This is a genomic window from Vibrio sp. 10N.222.55.C6 (genome assembly GCF_041473395.1).
Taxonomy (GTDB): Bacteria; Pseudomonadota; Gammaproteobacteria; order Enterobacterales; family Vibrionaceae; genus Vibrio; species Vibrio crassostreae_C.
Map to the genome: position 1 here is coordinate 292,612 of NZ_JBFRSD010000002.1, position 17,964 is coordinate 310,575.

Consider the following 17,964-nt stretch of genomic DNA (forward strand, 5'->3'; position numbering starts at 1 on the left):
CACATCGCCTTGTTTATGCGTTTTAAGCATTAGCTAGTCACCGCTTGCAACCAATCCTTTTTGATCCCAATCGCTGTCCTGTGTAGAATACTCGGATTCTCGGAAGAAGTTGCGTAGAGCAAGAGCAATGAGTCATATACTAGATAAAATCGATACAGTTTACCCGTTTCCGCCTAAGCCAGTTCCATTGAGCGACGCTCAGAAACAGGCCCACATCGCAAACATCAAAAAACTACTTCAAGAAAAAGATGCAGTTCTAATTGCACACTACTACACCGATCCTGAAATTCAGGCTCTGGCAGAAGAAACTGGTGGTTTCGTTGGCGATTCATTAGAGATGGCTAAGTTCGGTAACCGTCACTCAGCAAGCACTTTGATCATCGCTGGTGTTCGTTTCATGGGTGAGTCTGCAAAGATTCTTACTCCTGAAAAACGCATTTTAATGCCAACACTTGAAGCTGAATGTTCGCTTGATCTTGGCTGTCCAGCTGACAAATTTACAGAATTTTGTGATGCTCACCCTGACCACACTGTGGTTGTATACGCGAACACCTCTGCAGCTGTTAAAGCTCGTGCAGACTGGGTAGTTACGTCGAGCATCGCTTTAGAAATCGTTGAAAGCCTAGACGCTGAAGGCAAACCCATTATTTGGGGGCCAGACCGTCACCTAGGTTCTTACATCGCAAATCAAACTGGCGCTGACATGTTGCTTTGGCAAGGTGAGTGTATCGTTCATGATGAGTTCTCAGCTGATGCTTTGAAGAAAATGAAATCGGTATACCCAGAAGCGGCTATCTTGGTTCACCCAGAATCACCAGCAAGCGTGGTTGAACTGGCTGACGCTGTAGGCTCAACAAGCCAACTGATCAAGAAAGCAAAAGAGCTGCCTCATCCACAGATGATTGTTGCGACAGACAAAGGCATCTTCTTCAAGATGCAGCAATTGGTTCCTGAAAAAGAGCTGATTGAAGCGCCGACAGCGGGTGCTGGTGCAACGTGTCGTAGCTGCGCACACTGTCCTTGGATGGCAATGAACGGCCTTGAAGCGATTGAAAACGCGCTTGAGAATGGTGGTGAGCAACACGAAATCTTCGTTTCTGACGAATTACGCGTGAAGTCTCTTATTCCATTGAACCGCATGCTAGATTTTGCAGAGCAGTTAAATGTGCAGGTAAAAGGTAACGCGTAAGTCGTTCTTTTATCTAACCAATAAAAAAACCAGCCAATAGTGCTGGTTTTTTTGTATCTGCGTATAGGCCGCCAATATCAATCTTGTGGTCATGTATCTTTTTCTGATGATACATCTTGTTGATATCGCGTATTTTTTCTAGCATGTAAGTAAGAGGAAAAGATTAGAGGCTCGAATGATAATCTGGTTACAACTCAAACGCTGGATCAAAGCAAACATCTTTGTTTTGAATGGCAAAAACTTACTGTTCACTTTTCTTGGCTACATCGCTTTATCGTGGTCGATGCTGTATTTGGCGGGTGAAACAGATTTAACCAGTTCGGTTACCGTATTCGCTTACTACTTGGTGGTGACGGCTTCTACGGTTGGTTATGGTGATTTATCACCGACCACGGTAGCGGGGCAGTGGATCGTTATTCTATTTGTGATTCCAGGCGGGTTGAGCCTTTTTGCCGCGTTGCTCGGTAAAGTGGCGACAGAAGGTGTTGAATATTGGCGAGCGGGCTTGCTAGGAAAAAGGAGAGTTAGAGTGGACAACCACATTTTGATGTTGGGGTGGAATGAGCAAAGAACCATTCATCTCATCCGCATGCTACAACACGAAGAAACGGGTAAACGACCAATCGTGCTATGTACGCGTTCAGATATCGAGAACCCGTTACCCGGTGAAATCAATTTCGTCAAAGTAAACAGCTACACCGATGGCAAAGAGATGGAGAAAACGGGCATTGAGTCTGCAAGTTGCATCCTGATTGATAACCCAGAAGACGACATTACGTTATCTGCGGCGCTTTACTGTGCCAACCGAAACCCTAAAGCGCACCTTCTTGTTTACTTTAAAGATGAAGCGCTGAGCGATTTGTTACACAAGCATTGCCCTAACTCAGAATGTATTCCAGCGGTGGGTGCTGAGATGCTAGCAAAGGCTGCGGTAGACCCAGGTTCCAGTGCGCTTCACCAAGAATTATTGAGCTCAACAAGAGGCATGACACAGTATTCAACGTATTTCCCTGAAGACGCTGAGTCTGTCACCGTCGCGCCTATTTTCTCAGTGTTTAAAGAGAAGTATCAAGCAACTCTGATCGCCATTGATACGGGGAGCGGTATTGAACTCAACCCAGAGTTAGATCAAGTGGTCAGCAGTGGCACTAAGCTGTTTTATATTGCTGATGAGCGAATTGATGACTTCGATTGGAAAGGCTTCTAAAGCGACTATTTTATTTCGTCTGAAAACTAAAAAAGGCCTCATAATGAGGCCTTTTGGCTTGTATAAAGCTAACTGTTATTGAGCTTCAGCCAGTGCAATGCCACGCTGCGTTAGTCCGCAAAGCATCACAGGAACAGCGTTAAAGATCTCTTCGAACTGCTCTAGGCCTTCGATGCCTTGCTCTGCAAGCGTAGCAATTGACGTTTCTGGATCGTAAAGCATGCTCAGTGACAGCAGGACACCGCCAACGAGTGCGTTATCTTCGCTCTCTTCAGGCATTAGTGTTTCCCAATCGTCGCGAGCAATCTGCCAGCCTTGAAGCAAGCCTTCACAAAAATCACGAGCGGCAGTGTTCACCACTTCTTCGTCGTCTAATTGACAAGCTTCAGGCCAAACCCAAGTCCCTTCAATCAGTTCTGGGCGGGTTTTATTCCAAAGCTCGATGATAACTTCAATGTAGCTTTCTAGCTGTTCACCATCCGTAAAAGGTGCGACTTCTTCGCCACCCCATAAGAACGGTAGCCACTCATGCGGGGTTAACACATTCGGTGCCGCTGCCATTGCAGTGACAAAGCCCATTGTTTTGTGTTCTGTGATTAGCTTTCCTTCCAACTCTGGAAGCGCAAGAATATCTTGTAAAGTCAAAGTGAGGTACCGTAAAAGGGAACATATTTGCGCTTATAGTACCAATGAACTTGTGCCAATCAAGCTTCAATCTAAAAAGGCTTGATGTCATGGATGATAAACACTAGGTTTAACAGAAAAGAAAACAATAAAAGAATTATGCAGATACGGTCGTCTTTAAAGAAAAAAAGCATGGTAGCGCTTGGATTATACCTTGCGATGTTTATTGCCATTGTCGGTAGTGTGACGTATTACGTCGTAGAATCCCCTGTGCGCGTCAAATTACAACAAAACCTCGACTTGCGTACGCAACTGTTATCCGCATTGATTACAGAGCCACTCAGTAGTTCTCGAGGCTTCGTAGACAGTCTCGTTGGGTTTGCTCAAGCGCATCGTAACGGTGATGATGTTATTCCGCTCTTTAAGTCCATGTTGGCGGCGAGCGACGATACGATTGTCAGTGCCGGTATTTGGCCCGAACCTTATGCGCTTGATTCTAAAAAGCTTCTCAACAGTTACTTTTTTAATAAAGCCGACGATGGAATAATCGACCAGATATATTCTTACAACAACCCCCAAAATGCCCCTTATCAAGAAGAGTATTGGTACACCTCTGTCGTCAACCAAAAACAAGGCACGATCTCTTGGAGCGATGTGTATATCGATCCATACACACACGTTCGAATGATTACGGCGTCTTCCCCTTATTATTACGACGGTACTTTTGCCGGTGTTGCCACGGTGGATCTCTCGCTCGAAGAGCTGCTTGGTTTTATCAAGAACCACGCCGAAGAATACAACCTTGGCATTACGCTCAGAGATAAGCTTAACCAAGTGTTGGTTTCGCATAACTTTAATCTCGTTGAAGGCATTTACATCAGTAGCAATCAATTTGGTGATTTCGGCTGGCAAGTGGATGTGGTGAACTCCAAATCACGAGTAGAAGACGAAGTGTTTCGTCAGGTGATGAGCATTGAAGGCGGTATTGTTCCGCTATTGCTACTTTGTGTCATGGCGGGGTATTACTTATTGAACCGTTATTTGATTAGTCCAATCACAAGGATTGCAGCACAGGTTGATAGTTCGAAAGCCGGCGAAATCATTGATGTGGATTACTCGAGTGATGACGAAATCGGCCATTTGATTAAAACCTTCAACGAAAAGACCATTTATCTCGAAGCGGAAAAGGTTAAAGCTCAGGCATCCACCAATGCAAAAACCGCTTTCCTTGCGACCTTGTCACATGAAATTCGCACTCCGATGAATGGGGTATTGGGTACCGCTCAAATCCTATTAAAAACGCCTCTAAATTCTGAACAAGAGAAGCATCTTAAGAGCTTGTATGAGTCCGGCGATCATATGATGACTCTACTCAACGAGATCTTAGACTTCTCGAAGATCGAGCAGGGCAGGTTGGATCTTGATGAAACGCGTTTCCCGCTTGATTCGATCATCGGCAGTATTAACAGTGTTTACTACACATTGTCTTCCGAGAAAGGGCTTCAATTCAAAGTGTACTCTGAGGTGACTTCGGGTCGTTGGTACTTCTCAGATAAAGCTCGCCTTCGCCAAATTTTGTTTAATCTATTGAACAACGCGGTGAAGTTCACCTCCAGAGGCTTTGTTGAGGTGTACCTGAAAGAAGTTGTAGAGGGGAGTGACACCTATCTGAGCATTCGAGTTCGTGATACCGGAATTGGTATTTCTAAAGAAGCTCAGAAGCGTATTTTTAAACCGTTTGAACAAGCGGAGTCTTCGACCACAAGGCGTTTTGGCGGTACTGGCCTTGGCCTCGCGATTGTGAAGAAAATTGCCCAGTTGATGGATGGCAGTATTACCGTCACCAGTGAAGAAGGGATAGGCACGAGTTTTGATGTTCGCTTGAAGATTCAGCCATGTCAGCCAGGAGAAATCGAGAGTTTGCCACATAAGAAGTTGGACTACTCTGGCTTAAAGGTACTGATCGTCGAGGACAACCGAACTAACACGGTGATCATTGAAGCCTTCATGAGCAGTAAAGGCTTTACCTGTAAGAGCGTCGAAAACGGTGAACTTGCGATACAAGCCGTGGTTGCTGAGCGCTTTGATTTGGTGCTCATGGATAACCATATGCCTGTGATGGATGGCGTTGAATCAACCACTGCTATTCGTGCTTTGATAGGCGATGTGTCATCGGTATTGGTGTTTGGTTGTACGGCTGATGTCTTTAAAGAGACTCGTGAGCGTATGTTGGGGGCAGGTGTGGATTATATTATTGCTAAGCCGATTGACGAGCGTGAACTGGATGATGCCTTGTTCCGCTATTCAAATAAGCTTTATCAATACCATGAAGTAAAAGCGGATGAGCTCGAAAGCCAAGACGTAAAACCACACGATTCGAAAAGTAAAAGCGAGTCACTGCCTAAACCTGATCTTCGCAACAAAGATAACACTGAAGAGCTGTTAGTGACGTTGTATGTGGCGCTAGAAGACAACAACCTAGAACTGATTCAATTTGCACTAGAGAGCCTACGTGTCCACGTTGAAGCTATGAACAACGCGGAACTTACTGAACAAGTCGATAAAGCGTTAGAGCAGGTTGCTTTAGGATCACCACCTACACAAGATGTCATTAATATCATTACTGTAAATCTACCTATGGCTTAAATGTTGTTTAATTACGGTAAGTAAATGACGAACTGTCCAATATTTGACCTTGGTTGGATTTTTTGGTGAAAGTGACTGCTTTTAAAGTGGTTTTTGGTTGTTAATTTACAACTTGATTTTTAATTTGGAGTGTATGACTACTAATCTTGTGATTTAATAGCGACATTATCTGGTGAGGTGCAAATGTGCCTTGTTTATATGTTACTAAATCACTAATTAAGCAGTGATATATTTTAGGTTTGTCGTCAATGAAGTCTCGTGGTCCATTTTGTATTCGAAACGCAGCTGCGGATACATTTGCTATGGTCGTTTTCTGTTTTATTTCTGGCATGATCGTAGAAGTGTTTATTTCTGGTATGACGTTTGAGCAATCTCTTGCTTCTCGAACGTTATCTATTCCTGTAAACATTGCTATCGCTTGGCCTTATGGCGTTTTTCGTGATTGGTTCTTACGCAATGGTGCAAAACTTTCAGAAAGCTCATTGATGAAAAACTTGTCTGATTTGATGGCATACGTGTTATTCCAGTCTCCAGTGTATGCGGGTATTTTGTTGGCAGTGGGTGCTTCAGGCGACCAGATCGTTACGGCTGTCACCAGTAATGCAGTTATCTCGTGCGGTATGGGCGTACTTTACGGCTATTTCCTTGATATGTGTCGTAAATGGTTTCGAGTTCCTGGCTACTATCAACAAGCTTAAGAAAAGCAACAAGCGTAAGTGCAGCGAAAGAATGAAATTTGGTTTGTTTTTGATCTAATGAGTTAATTTGTAATCGAACAAACCGAAAAAGGCACTTTTTTTGAGAATGCCCCTTGACCAAAGCAAGCAGAATCAATAAAGTAGCGCCTCGTTGAGTGACATGCTCAACACACAATTTGTGGAAGGATGGCTGAGTGGCTTAAGGCGCTCGCCTGGAAAGCGAGTATACGTTTATAGCGTATCTGGGGTTCAAATCCCCATCCTTCCACCACTATTCAAAACCCTAGCAGAAATGCTGGGGTTTTCTCGTTTTAGAGCCTCTATATCCCACCTCATCTGTATACCTCCCTAATATCCGTTCCTTTAATCATTGCTTTATAGTTATAATCTCTATTAATACCGTCGCAGAATTAACCATATTAGGTGTTTTTATCATAGATAATCGCTTGATTTTTTGGCGTGAACCTAGATTATTAATAGTACGCAATATTATGAATAATCTAACTATTAGGAATCCATAACCTCATGACAGAAACCCTAGTTTCTCCAATGCTCTCTTTTACGATCGCGATTTCATTACTGTTTATCGGTAAAGGTTTGATCGAGCGATCTGAAGTATTAAGAAAGTATTCACTGCCAGAGCCTGTGATTGGTGGCTTTGTCTGCGCAGCGACCGTAGCGGCGCTTTACTATATTTTTGAAATCCAAATCACTTTTAGCCTAGATGTCAGAGACTTTTTGCTTCTCTACTTTTTTGCTGGCATCGGGCTCCAAGCGGATATTAAAACACTGATTAAAGGCGGGCGACCGTTGTTCATCCTACTGTGTCTTGCTGCCATTTTTATCGTGTTGCAAAACGTAGTCGGAATGGCAGTCGCTTCTGGCTTTGGAATGGATGCGAAAGCAGGCTTGCTATCTGGGTCTGTTAGCTTGATAGGCGGCGTAGGCACAACGTTAGCTTGGGCGCCAATGTTTGTGGAAGAGTTTGGTATTGCTAACGCGCTCGAACTTGGTGTCGCTTCAAACACGGTTGGTTTAATTGCAGCGTGTGTGATTGGTGGCCCGATTGCCAACTACCTGCTCAATAAACACAAAGTAAGCCCTTCTAATGAAGAAGAGGTTACGGTTGGTGCATTCCAAGAGAGTGAAACAAAAACAGAGCTAAGCCACTACGGCGTTCTGTGGGCATGGTTGATTCTTAACTTAACACTGATGCTGGGTTACAGCTTGAGTGAAGTTATCGACTCAATGGGTTTGAAACTGCCGTTATTCGTTAGCTGTTTGATCGCAGGTATCCTAATCGGAAACGTTGGTCGCGCACTGTTTAAGAAACGTCGTACACAAGAGAAAATCGCTCAAGGCCGCAAAGGCTTAGCGATGATCTCTGATATTTGTTTAGGCATGTTCTTGACCATGGCATTGATGGGGTTGCGTATCTGGGATCTCGATGGACTGTTTGGCTATATCTCTGTTGTCATGAGTATCCAGATCTTGCTTTCCCTGTTGTTTACTGTGTTTGTCGTTTATTACTTGATGGGAAGAAACTACGATTCTGTGGTGATATGTTCAGGCTTCGGTGGTATCACTCTAGGCTCGACCGCAACAGCAATTGTGAACATGACGGCAGTAACTCATCGATATGGCGCAAGCCCACAAGCATTCATTGTGGTGCCATTAGTGTGTGGTTTCTTTGTTGATTTGATTAATGCGCTAGTGATCAGTTTCTTTGTTGGTCTGTAGTGAAGTGACCGGTTATTGACTGCTTGAGGTTTACATCGGGATAATGACCACAAAGGCGATGACGAAAGTCGTCGCCTTTGTTTTATCGACAGCAAGCTAAAACACGTATATCAGCCTTTGATGTGATGTCTTGAAGTGACTCGGTGCACAAGTTAGTAAGAGCAATTACGATCTTGATAAATTGGGATATATGTTCGCAGCAAATTTGTGAGACGCTTGATTAAGTGTCAGTTGAATTACAAGGAAGTTGAATGCACCACTTTAATATCCGTGCTCTTGAGTATTTAAATGCGTTGTCAAAATATGGGTCGTTACGTAAGGCATCTAAGATGATGAACGTTGACCCTGCCGCGATGAGTCGGATGTTGACACAGTTAGAAGCGCAAGCGGAAATGAAAGTATGGGAGCGCAACAACCGCCAATCACTGTTAACCGAAGCGGGTAATGAACTGCTGAATTACTACCGTTCCATTGTTCGTGGAGAGGCCGCTGTACTTGCTCGACTAACTAAGCTTAAAAACCTCAAAGGAGGCAATGTCAGCATTGCTATCGGTGAAGGATTTATTACCAACTTGGTGTCAAAACCGATGCAAACCTTCATGACTCGTTATCCTGATATCAATCTTTCTATTGAGATCGCTGGGGCATTGGATGCAGTCAAGATGTTGGAAGATCAACAGATAGACTTTGCGATAACCTATGCGTCTGCACCGCACCCTAAACTGCACTCCCACGTTGAACGCAGCCATCCGCTCGAATTGATTGCTCCGAAGGGGCACTTCCTTACGATGAAAGAAGCACCAGTGGTAATGCAAGATATTCAAGACGCTTCTCTCGCCTTGATCGATAACTCGACCGGTATGGGGAGGCTAGTAAAGCAGGCTGAACAAATTTCCCATCTTACCTTGCAGCCAAAACTTCAAACTAACTCAGTCACGGCACTGACTAACTTCGTTTCAGCAGGGTTGGGCGTCACCTTTATGCCTAAGCTCACTGTGATCGATGAAATAAAGTCAGGGCAGATTGAAGTGGTTGCGACCGAGTTGGAGATGCTATCGAAGGCGACGGTTAAGGTTCAATCTTTGAAAGGCCGTGCACTTACGCTACAAGCCGAAACCTTGTTGGATTTCTTACTCGAGAACGCCACTTTCTTAAGCCATGACGCTTACAATATCTAGGCTTAGTTGATTTACTTAGCGACTCCTACCTAAGCTTTCAAATACCGCCAATATCACACTTTCAAACTGCCGAATTCGTTTTTAAGTCGAATTGAGTTTTTGTCAACGCTCTCTCTATTGTTAAGTCAACACGTGCGGAATAAGTTACAAACCATTAACGAAACGAGTTTTACACTGACAGTTGTGTTCGGCTGGTTTTGGCTTTGTCGGGCATTAGGGGAAGAGAATGGAAGTAATTGTAATTGGCAGCGGTGTGATTGGCTTGACCAGTGCTTGGTATCTGGCGAAAGAGGGCCACTCGGTGACGGTTATCGATCGTCAAGATAGCAGTGGCAAAGAAACCAGTTTTGCGAATGCCGGGCAAATTTCTTACGGTTATTCATCACCATGGGCGGCACCGGGCATCCCTTTGAAAGCGATGAAATGGCTTACCCAAGAACATGCGCCACTTAAAGTGAAGCCTTCTCTTTCTCCAGAGTTAATGTCTTGGGCGACTAAGATGCTCGCCAACTGTAATGAAGCCAAGTACGCACAGAATAAATCGCGGATGTTACGAGTCGCTAACTACAGCCGAGATTGCCTGACTCATCTAAGAATCAGTGAAGATTTGGCTTATGAGGGCCGGCAGAAAGGCACCTTGCAAGTATTCAGAAGCGAAAAACAATTGGACGCTATTCAGCAGGATATGAAGCTATTAACAGAGAGTGGAATCGAACACTCGCTGTTTGATGTTGAACAGTGTCTGTCAGTGGAGTCTGGTTTAGCAGACGTTAAAGACAAGCTGGTGGGCGGCCTGTATTTACCACACGATGAAACCGGTGATTGTCATCAGTTCTGTTTAACCTTGACCGAAAAAGCCAAGCAACTCGGCGTTCAGTTCGTGTTTAATACCGAAGTGGTTAGGCTCAATCATCAGAATCAAACCATTGAGAGTATTACAACGACTCAAGGCGAGTTCAAAGCGGATGCTTACGTGGTCGCTTCAGGAAGCTATTCTCGAGAACTGTTGAAGCAAGTCGATTTGTCGATCCCGGTTTATCCAGTGAAAGGCTATTCGCTAACACTGCCGATCGTGAATGCAGATAAGTCACCAACCTCGACTGTGATGGATGAAACTTACAAGGTAGCGATGACGCGATTTGATGATCGTATTCGCATTGCAGGGACGGCAGAACTTGCGGGGTTTAATTACCTTATCCCTGAAAAACGCAAAGCCACGATTGATATGGTGATTAAAGATCTTTTCCCACAAGCGGGTGACTTTTCTAAGGCTGAATACTGGACTGGGTTAAGACCAATGACGCCGGATGGTACGCCTATTATCGGTAAGACGCCTATCAAGAACCTATTTACAAATACTGGACATGGGACATTAGGTTGGACAATGGCATGTGGCTCAGGAAAGATCTTGGCAAGCGTGGTCAGTGGCTCTGATTGCGATATAAAAGCAGACGACTTGAGCATCCATCGTTACATGTAGTTCATCCAAATCCTTGGTCATACGAATTAGCCCATGTTTATTAAGCATGGGCTAATTTGGTTTGAGTGTCGCGGCTTATCGGGTGGTGGTTTCTAACACATGAGTGAATCGTTCCCACGATTTTTGGTCAGCTTCATTTTGGTAATTATTAGAGCCGAACACGGTAAAGGCATGCGGCGCCCCACTGTAGGTGATCATTTCATGCGGAACTTTGGTTGTTTCAAGTTCAGCGGCAAGGTTGCCAAAGTCTTGCATTGAAATCATGGCATCAGCCGTACCGTGGAACACGACAACCGGAGCCTTTGTCTGCGAGTAGTCTTGACCTTTTGGTGTTGATAAACCGCCATGGAAGGTGACATAAGCCTTCGAAGGAATGCCCGCACGAGCGGCTTCCAATACAGCGGCTCCGCCGAAACAGTATCCCATCATTACGTTGTTATCTAAGTTGCCGCCAAGTCTTTTCGCTTCCATGGCACCAGCGTTGAGCAACGTACGCATTTTTTCTCTGTCTTTATACAGTTCGCCTGTGTGTTGCTTTTTATCTTTCACTTCGGTCGGGCGAATGCCTTTACCAAATAGGTCGATGGCGAACACGTTGTAACCGAGTTCGTTGAGCATCTCAGAACGTTTCTTTTCGTAATCGGTTAAGCCATCCCAATCGTGTATTAGCAGTACTAAAGGTGCTTGGTCACTGGCCTCACTCCAATAACCTTCGTAATCCATCCCATCGACTTGGTAAGTGACGTTTTCTCCTGATATCGCAGAGAAGGGCAGTAAAACTGAAAACAGGCCGAGTGTAGTGAGTTTTCGCATGCGTAATTCCTTTCGATGACAATTGACGTTCCAATCGAAAGTATAGATAACGCGATGATTCTCGCCAGATTTCTGTCTCTAACTTGAAATGTCTGGCAGGGATAGCAGGTGGCTATTACTGATAAACAGCCATCGAAAGGGAGTGCGATGGCTGTTCATGATGCGCTGAGAAATTCTCAGGTCCGCAGAAACGCGGGGGGTATTAGAGTAGAAAAGAACGGATTACTACCAAGTAGCGTTATCAGCGGTGTGACTACTTCGAAGTTCTGGGTACTTACGTTGATAGCGCGGCAACATCGACTCATTACCTAAGATGCCGCCTTGGTGGATATAGATGACGGTTTTTGTTGGGTTCTCTTCTTGCCATTGCTCTAGGCATTGCCACATCAATGGGTCGTAGAGCAGGTCGAATTCAATATCCGTCTGTTCTTGCAGATCCAACCAAGTTTGATAGTCCTGCTGGTAAAGCTTACCAAAGTGGTGTTTGGCTTTAAGTGGTAATATCTGCGGGTGATCGGTTTCGCCGAGTTCATTGAACTGCTGTGTTAGGTAATCACTGCCGCCAACACAAGCGCAAGTTAACACTGGGATGTTGTGCATTTTTAAATGCTTATGCAGATACAGAGCTGTGCTGCCTGTGCCTGCTGGAAGTGCTACCACGAAATCGTGTTTGTTTTCGAAACGCGTCCAGCTGAGTATTTCAATCGCCAGTTGCTTCACGCCGTATTCAGAAAGCTGAGAGCGTCCACCTTCTGGTAACACAATGCATTGTGAGTCAGGTTGTCTTACTTGCTCAATATACTCTTGTGGATGAAGCTCAGAGCCTGTTTCTTTGACTGAAATAACCTTAGCCCCGAGATCGATAGCGCCACGGTAGTTGCCGAGTGGGCGTTCTTGTAGCCATTGAGGCAGGTGGTCGACGTAAAACTCAAGCGTCCAGCCTTTGATTTTCGCAAGTGCGGCGAGTGAGAACAAGGAGTTAGCCTGAGCGGAACCATAGCTTATTAGAGTGGTGGTGTTTGGGCTATCGTCTTCCAGTAGCTTCATGAACTTTCTGGCTTTGTTGCCGCAAAAGTGGGAGTGAAGCTGATCGTCACGCTTTAAGAAAAAGGTGTGCTCGTTGTATTGATGTTGAGTTACAGGGCTATTATTTAGTTTCATCGCACTTAGACAAAATGCTGACTCAGAGCCAGCATTTATAGTTCAAATAGGACTGACGAGTATCTAGTAGCTAGGGACCGCTGTAAACCAACTAAATCAAGTTTTCGTTCGATATTGAGCTTCGAACTATGAACTCATTTACTCTGGGGTGGATGCGGATAGATCGGTTTGAAAGGTGATTTTAGCGGTACATCCACCACAACTGCGATTGACCAATTCAAAGCCCCATTGGAAGCGTTGACATAAGTCCTCGACAATCAATAAACCTAACCCATGCCCATTCGGATTGTACTGTTCTTGTAGGCCTTCGCCTTGATCTTCAATCACAACACTCTCTTGGGACAGAGTGACCGTTACGGTGCCACTATTGGTCGCTGCAATGGCATTTCTCAACAAGTTTCCGACCAACATGTTCATTATCGCGCTGGTGGCTTGAATGGTGGGTTCTGATTGAACTTGTAAGGTTATCGCGACTTCCTTCTCGTCAGCCTGCAACGAATTTTTAGAAACGATAGTCTCTAGCTCTTGCTGGCTGAATAAACGTAGCGGTGCATCGTCACTGTTTCTTTCATAGCGAACGAGACCAAGCAGTGCATCGACCATTTCAGACATTTGAACAATGGCTTCATCAATACGTTCAACCTGACGAGATTGAAATTCGGTTGTTTCGCTTCTCAGTAACAGTTTGTTGGCACCACGAGCAACAGTCAACGGAGTTCTTAGTTCATGACTTGAGTAGCGTGCGAAAGCTTGCTCGCGTTTTACTAGAGAATTGATTTCTCTTCTGTATTGATTGAGTTGATCCGTCAACTGACGAAACTCCACCGCCGCATCGTCATTCACTCCAAATTCTTCGTTTAGTTTGAGCTTATTGGATTCAAGCTGTTCAGACAGGGAGTTGAAGGGCTCAATCAGCCGTTTAGACAACCGATAGAGCAGAGCTCCGAAGCTGAATATTAGAATAGAGAGAAGGGCTAATACAAATGTGGTGGCATAAACGAGCTCAAAGACACTAAGCTCGACACGGTCTATTTCAGAAAGCAGAACAATAGGGTGAGTTCTACCTTCATGAGTATACTCGCCTACATAGACCATGCGAGATTCTGGATCTTCACCGACCTCACCAATGAAATTTTCTTTGCCTTCAATATACTTTAAATACTTTTTCGGTAGATAGGAAAGATCGTTGTAAGCGATAGTCAGGTCATCAATACGAAGCTCTCCACTTTCACCTGACTGGAATAACCCGACTGCATAGTTGCGGTCAATTAGGATGCGTCTTTCACCCACGCGGTCTTCCGACAAGTACAGGGCTGTGATAAATACCACATAGACAAATGCCGACACAATTACGGCCATTAACCCAAAGAAAACCGCTAAGCGGCCCGTTAGGGTTTTTGTGCTTGTAAGAACATTTGAAATCAATTCGATGGCTCCAATCGGAAGCCAACTTTAGGCACCGTAATTAACATCTGAGTGTCGAAAGGCTTGTCGAGTTGATTACGTAACTGATAAATGTGACTGCGCAACACATCATTGTTGGGTTCGTTTTCTTCCCATAACTTGTAGGAAATAGCTTCACGAGTGACTACTTCAGGTGCGCTTTGGCACAGCATCTCAAGTATGGTGTAAGTGGTTGGGTTGAGCGCTAGTAGTTTATCTTGGCGGTAAGCTTTACGGGTTTTTTGGTCGATGGTGAGTTCATCGAACTGAAGTTTTGAAGAGGCGACTTTTCCGCGGTAACGACGAACCAGTGCGTTCATTCTCGCTTCTAAAATATCCAAATCGAAAGGCTTGGTTAGGTAATCATCGGCACCGTGGTCAAACCCTTTCAACATGTCTTCACGGCTATCAAGCGCGGTAAGCATCAGGATCGGGGTTGTGTTGCCTTGGTCTCTTAGCTTGTTACAAACCGTTAGGCCGTCCATTCTTGGCAACATCAGATCCAATATGATGATATCAAATGAGTTTTCCAACGCGAGTTGCAGGCCGAGTTCGCCGTTGTCCGCATAATCGAGTTCCATGTCAATACACTCAAAATAATCAAACAAGACACCTGCGATTTCACGGTTATCTTCGACTAATAGAACTCGTTTCATTTTGATTCTCATACAGAAATAGACGGTAACATTATCCTGAGTGAGCGTGAAAAATATGTCAATAACATAACTTTCACTTATGGGAGGGTAGATTGGATTCAGATTAAAAAATAGAAGAACGTATTATGTCTGAACTTCATATAAGCCGCCCTAAGATATCTACATCGCAGATCAACCCTGCGGTTTCTCTGTCTATCATTGTGCCTTTTTACGATGAACAAGAGGTATTGGAAGAGTTTCACTCTCGCCTTACCAAGGTGCTTGATAGCTTACCCATCACCAGTGAAATCGTTTATGTCGATGACGGTAGCAAAGACAGCAGCTTGGAGTTGGTGAGTTCATTCACTTCAATCAATAGCTCAATTTCTGTTATCGGTTTAAGCCGTAATTTTGGCAAAGAATCAGCGATGAGCGCAGGCCTTGAGCACTGTCGTGGACAAGCGGTGATTTTGCTAGACGCTGACTTACAAGATCCACCTGAGTTGATTCCGCAAATGATTGCCAAGTGGCGCGAAGGTTATGACGTAGTCAATATGCAGCGTAGCCAGCGCGACGGTGAAACATGGTTTAAGAAGTTTTCAGCAGCGAGCTTTTACAAAGTCATGAACGTGGCGGCGAAGATTGATGTTCCTGAGAATGTGGGTGATTTCCGACTGTTAAGCCGAGAAGTTGTCGACCATATCAATCAGCTTCCAGAACGTAACCGCTACATGAAAGGCATTTTTTCTTGGCCGGGTTTCCGACAAGCGACGCTCCAATTTAAGCGTGATGCTCGCTTCTGTGGTGAGACCAAGTGGAACTACCTCAAATTAATCGGTTTGGCGATGGATGGGATTACCTCGTTCTCTATCCGACCTCTGCGTATTGCGACGGCCGTTGGTGGTTTAGTGGCGCTTACTGCTTTTGTGTATGGCGTCTTCATCGTATTCAAAACCATTATGTTTGGTGAGCCTATCACGGGTTACCCGTCAATGATGGTGGTGCAACTTGCCCTTGGAGGTATTCAACTCCTGAGTATTGGTTTAATGGGGGAATACATAGGTCGTATTTTCATTGAAACCAAGAATCGTCCTTTGTATCTGATCCAATCGGTGGTCGATACACCTGCATTAAAAACACATTTCAAATTAGAGGAGTCAGCATGAGCCTGAACAGAACGCACCTATGGTATTTGTTGGCTTTTGCACTGGTTCTAAGACTCCTATCTTTGGCGACTTATCCGTTAATGGATACTACGGAGGCGCGCTACGGAGAAATGGCTCGCTTGATGGTGGAAACCGGCAATTGGTTAACACCTCAGTTTGATTACGGCATTCCTTTTTGGGGCAAGCCACCGTTGTTCACATGGATGAGCGCTGCGGGAATTGAGCTGTTTGGTTTGAGTGAGTTTGCTGTTCGTGCACCTCACTGGTTAGCAGGTTTTGCGACGATTTTGTTGGTTGCGTGCATGGCTAAGCGCACCGGACAAAGTGCCTTGGTGGCGGCCGTGGTATTGGCGACATGTGGGATTTTCTCTATCGCGGCGGGTGCTGTTATGACTGACATGGCATTAACGTTAGCGATGACCATAGCCATGTTAGGTTTCTACCTATGTTGGTTAGGAGGAGAGGGTTCGAAGGGAGAAGGGAGCGCGAAGACTAATCGGTCTTGGGGCTATGTCGGTTTCATTGGCTTAGCACTAGGCTTGCTGGCAAAAGGGCCGGTAGCGATTGTGATTATGGGTATCGCCGTTTTCCCTTGGTTAGTATTGCAACATGGATTTTTTGGCGCTTTTAAAGTGTTATGGCAACGCTTTCCACTGTTGTCAGGCTTAGGCGTGATGCTAGCGATTGCTTTGCCGTGGTACATCATGGCTGAAATGGCAACACCGGGTTTTATTGATTACTTTATTGTTGGCGAGCACTTTAAGCGTTTTGTTGTGAGTGGTTGGGAGGGCGATTTATACGGTTCTGCCCATGACCAAGCAAGAGGCATGATTTGGATTTTCTGGATTCAAGCGGCTGCGCCGTGGTCGATTGTGTTGCCTATTTTGACTTTCGCCCGTCGTAAGAAAATCGCAGAAGTTAACGCTGAACATAGTGGGTTGTTTTCATTCCTTGTGTGTTGGTTGGTCTCTCCTCTAATTCTTTTCACTATGGCGGGTAATATTCTTCCAGCTTACGTCCTACCGGGTATTCCAGCCCTTGGCTTGCTGGTGGCAACGCTTGTGGTAGAAAAAGATAAGAAGTGGTTCTCGAGTGTGGCTTTGGTGCTACCTGTGCTGTTAATGATTGCGATGGTCTACCTCAACCTAGGCAAAGCGAACGAGAAAAGTGACCGTATTATCTTCGAGCAGATCACGGATGAAGCGCCGAGCTTTTACATCGGTAAACGACCGTTCTCTGGGCAATTTTACAGTCATGGACAAGCGAAAAAGCTACTTGATGTTAAACAGTTAGATGGTATCGACAAGTTCTATCTGATTGGTAAAAGAGCGGAAGTGGAAACCAAGATTAAAGACAATGCGTTGACCTGTATTTTAGAGCCGACGGTGAAGATCAAGCGCGCTCTATTTAGTTGTCATAGCCAAAACATCAAACCAAATCTATCGTTGAGCCATATTCGAAGTGATGGCTATGTTCAATTTTAACTCGTCATCGAGACTGTTTAGCCACAAGTTCGACGTGCTAAACCAAAAACTACAACCTCATCATAAGATGATTAAATTCGCTATGGTGGGGTCGGGTGGCTTTGTTGTCGATTGTGCCGTGTTTGCGTTGCTGCATTACGTTATTGGGCTGCCGTTAATGAGTGCTCGAATTGGCTCTTTCATCGTTGCAGCAACGACAACCTGGTTTGGAAATCGAGTGTTGACCTTTGAATTCAAAGGGCAGGGGAATTGGTCCGAAAAGCTGATTCAATGGCAAAAGTTCATGTTCTCTGCATCAATATCGGCGATACCTAATTTGCTGTGCTTTAAGTTGATGACTGAATTGCTGCCTGCATTTACTGGGGCAGTGTTTATCGCAATGGCGGTTGGCATCTTGGTGGGCATGGTCAGTAACTATTTGCTTAGTCAGTATTGGGTGTTTGCTCGTTAGGCTATCTTGTAACAGACACAAAAAAGCGCAGCTAAATAGCTGCGCTTTG

The 17,964-nt window shown here is 44.9% G+C and carries 15 protein-coding genes and 1 tRNA gene; 11 read left to right on the plus strand and 5 right to left on the minus strand.

All coding sequences use genetic code 11. The annotated features are described in order from the left end of the window. Positions 1-127: 127 nt before the first annotated feature. A complete protein-coding gene (nadA, locus tag AB4486_RS03000) occupies positions 128-1,189 on the plus strand; it encodes a quinolinate synthase NadA (protein WP_017062067.1) in 1,062 nt (353 codons plus the stop codon). A gap of 175 nt (positions 1,190-1,364) precedes the next feature. Continuing rightward, complete coding sequence (locus AB4486_RS03005; RefSeq protein ID WP_017063519.1) at positions 1,365-2,396, plus strand: potassium channel family protein; 1,032 nt, start codon at positions 1,365-1,367, stop codon at positions 2,394-2,396. A 75-nt stretch (positions 2,397-2,471) separates the two neighbouring features. Here the strand turns inward: AB4486_RS03005 and AB4486_RS03010 are convergent, their stop codons facing one another. Next, on the minus strand, positions 2,472-3,041 hold the full coding sequence (locus tag AB4486_RS03010) for a UPF0149 family protein (protein ID WP_017062064.1): 570 nt from the start codon (positions 3,039-3,041) through the stop codon (positions 2,472-2,474). Positions 3,042-3,212: 171 nt separating this feature from the next. Here AB4486_RS03010 and AB4486_RS03015 point away from each other — a divergent pair, with 171 nt between their 5' ends. The 6 genes from AB4486_RS03015 to AB4486_RS03040 all read left to right on the plus strand — a co-directional run bounded on the left by AB4486_RS03015 (position 3,213) and on the right by AB4486_RS03040 (position 10,762). Continuing rightward, complete coding sequence (locus AB4486_RS03015) at positions 3,213-5,666, plus strand: hybrid sensor histidine kinase/response regulator (RefSeq protein ID WP_229647091.1); 2,454 nt, start codon at positions 3,213-3,215, stop codon at positions 5,664-5,666. Between the two features lie 248 nt (positions 5,667-5,914). Then, entirely contained in the window at positions 5,915-6,364 is a 450-nt protein-coding gene (locus AB4486_RS03020; protein ID WP_017062062.1) for an L-alanine exporter AlaE, read from the plus strand. A 180-nt stretch (positions 6,365-6,544) separates the two neighbouring features. Next, positions 6,545-6,635 (plus strand) — tRNA-Ser (locus AB4486_RS03025). Between the two features lie 254 nt (positions 6,636-6,889). Then, complete coding sequence (gene gltS, locus AB4486_RS03030; RefSeq protein WP_017062061.1) at positions 6,890-8,104, plus strand: sodium/glutamate symporter; 1,215 nt, start codon at positions 6,890-6,892, stop codon at positions 8,102-8,104. Positions 8,105-8,355: 251 nt separating this feature from the next. After that, positions 8,356-9,282 (plus strand): LysR family transcriptional regulator, encoded by a 927-nt coding sequence (locus tag AB4486_RS03035; RefSeq protein WP_017062039.1) that lies wholly within the window; start codon positions 8,356-8,358, stop codon positions 9,280-9,282. Positions 9,283-9,508: 226 nt separating this feature from the next. Then, on the plus strand, positions 9,509-10,762 hold the full coding sequence (locus tag AB4486_RS03040) for a D-amino acid dehydrogenase (protein ID WP_136978945.1): 1,254 nt from the start codon (positions 9,509-9,511) through the stop codon (positions 10,760-10,762). Positions 10,763-10,837: 75 nt separating this feature from the next. Here AB4486_RS03040 and AB4486_RS03045 read toward each other — a convergent pair whose 3' ends face one another. The 4 genes from AB4486_RS03045 to AB4486_RS03060 all read right to left on the minus strand — a co-directional run bounded on the left by AB4486_RS03045 (position 10,838) and on the right by AB4486_RS03060 (position 14,835). Beyond that, entirely contained in the window at positions 10,838-11,575 is a 738-nt protein-coding gene (locus AB4486_RS03045) for a dienelactone hydrolase family protein (RefSeq protein ID WP_372097813.1), read from the minus strand. 225 nt (positions 11,576-11,800) lie between these two features. Then, positions 11,801-12,736 (minus strand): pyridoxal-phosphate dependent enzyme, encoded by a 936-nt coding sequence (locus AB4486_RS03050; RefSeq protein WP_229647088.1) that lies wholly within the window; start codon positions 12,734-12,736, stop codon positions 11,801-11,803. 138 nt (positions 12,737-12,874) lie between these two features. Further along, positions 12,875-14,161 (minus strand): sensor histidine kinase, encoded by a 1,287-nt coding sequence (locus tag AB4486_RS03055; protein ID WP_372116449.1) that lies wholly within the window; start codon positions 14,159-14,161, stop codon positions 12,875-12,877. After that, positions 14,158-14,835 (minus strand): response regulator transcription factor, encoded by a 678-nt coding sequence (locus AB4486_RS03060; protein ID WP_372116451.1) that lies wholly within the window; start codon positions 14,833-14,835, stop codon positions 14,158-14,160. The genes AB4486_RS03055 and AB4486_RS03060 overlap by 4 nt, the downstream gene beginning before the upstream one ends. 125 nt (positions 14,836-14,960) lie before the next feature. Here AB4486_RS03060 and AB4486_RS03065 point away from each other — a divergent pair, with 125 nt between their 5' ends. The 3 genes from AB4486_RS03065 to AB4486_RS03075 are packed head-to-tail and all read left to right on the plus strand — an operon-like array spanning position 14,961 to position 17,915. Continuing rightward, positions 14,961-15,980 (plus strand): glycosyltransferase family 2 protein, encoded by a 1,020-nt coding sequence (locus AB4486_RS03065; protein WP_372116453.1) that lies wholly within the window; start codon positions 14,961-14,963, stop codon positions 15,978-15,980. Beyond that, a complete protein-coding gene (locus AB4486_RS03070) occupies positions 15,977-17,464 on the plus strand; it encodes an ArnT family glycosyltransferase (protein ID WP_372116455.1) in 1,488 nt (495 codons plus the stop codon). Before AB4486_RS03065 ends, AB4486_RS03070 begins: the two co-directional genes overlap by 4 nt. Further along, the gene (locus AB4486_RS03075; RefSeq protein WP_017062031.1) at positions 17,451-17,915 is read left to right on the plus strand and encodes a GtrA family protein; all 465 of its coding nucleotides are present in this window, start codon (positions 17,451-17,453) and stop codon (positions 17,913-17,915) included. Before AB4486_RS03070 ends, AB4486_RS03075 begins: the two co-directional genes overlap by 14 nt. Positions 17,916-17,964: the final 49 nt, after the last annotated feature.

What these genes read in the sequence shown, in the direction of transcription:
- AB4486_RS03060 (WP_372116451.1), bottom strand. Translation starts at nt 14,835, where the DNA reads ATGAAACGAGTTCTATTAGTCGAAGATAACCGTGAAATCGCAGGTGTC.
- AB4486_RS03045 (WP_372097813.1), bottom strand. Translation starts at nt 11,575, where the DNA reads ATGCGAAAACTCACTACACTCGGCCTGTTTTCAGTTTTACTGCCCTTC.
- AB4486_RS03070 (WP_372116455.1), top strand. Translation starts at nt 15,977, where the DNA reads ATGAGCCTGAACAGAACGCACCTATGGTATTTGTTGGCTTTTGCACTG.
- gltS (WP_017062061.1), top strand. Translation starts at nt 6,890, where the DNA reads ATGACAGAAACCCTAGTTTCTCCAATGCTCTCTTTTACGATCGCGATT.
- AB4486_RS03035 (WP_017062039.1), top strand. Translation starts at nt 8,356, where the DNA reads ATGCACCACTTTAATATCCGTGCTCTTGAGTATTTAAATGCGTTGTCA.
- nadA (WP_017062067.1), top strand. Translation starts at nt 128, where the DNA reads ATGAGTCATATACTAGATAAAATCGATACAGTTTACCCGTTTCCGCCT.
- AB4486_RS03020 (WP_017062062.1), top strand. Translation starts at nt 5,915, where the DNA reads ATGAAGTCTCGTGGTCCATTTTGTATTCGAAACGCAGCTGCGGATACA.
- AB4486_RS03050 (WP_229647088.1), bottom strand. Translation starts at nt 12,736, where the DNA reads ATGAAACTAAATAATAGCCCTGTAACTCAACATCAATACAACGAGCAC.
- AB4486_RS03065 (WP_372116453.1), top strand. Translation starts at nt 14,961, where the DNA reads ATGTCTGAACTTCATATAAGCCGCCCTAAGATATCTACATCGCAGATC.
- AB4486_RS03040 (WP_136978945.1), top strand. Translation starts at nt 9,509, where the DNA reads ATGGAAGTAATTGTAATTGGCAGCGGTGTGATTGGCTTGACCAGTGCT.
- AB4486_RS03015 (WP_229647091.1), top strand. Translation starts at nt 3,213, where the DNA reads ATGGTAGCGCTTGGATTATACCTTGCGATGTTTATTGCCATTGTCGGT.
- AB4486_RS03075 (WP_017062031.1), top strand. Translation starts at nt 17,451, where the DNA reads ATGTTCAATTTTAACTCGTCATCGAGACTGTTTAGCCACAAGTTCGAC.
- AB4486_RS03005 (WP_017063519.1), top strand. Translation starts at nt 1,365, where the DNA reads ATGATAATCTGGTTACAACTCAAACGCTGGATCAAAGCAAACATCTTT.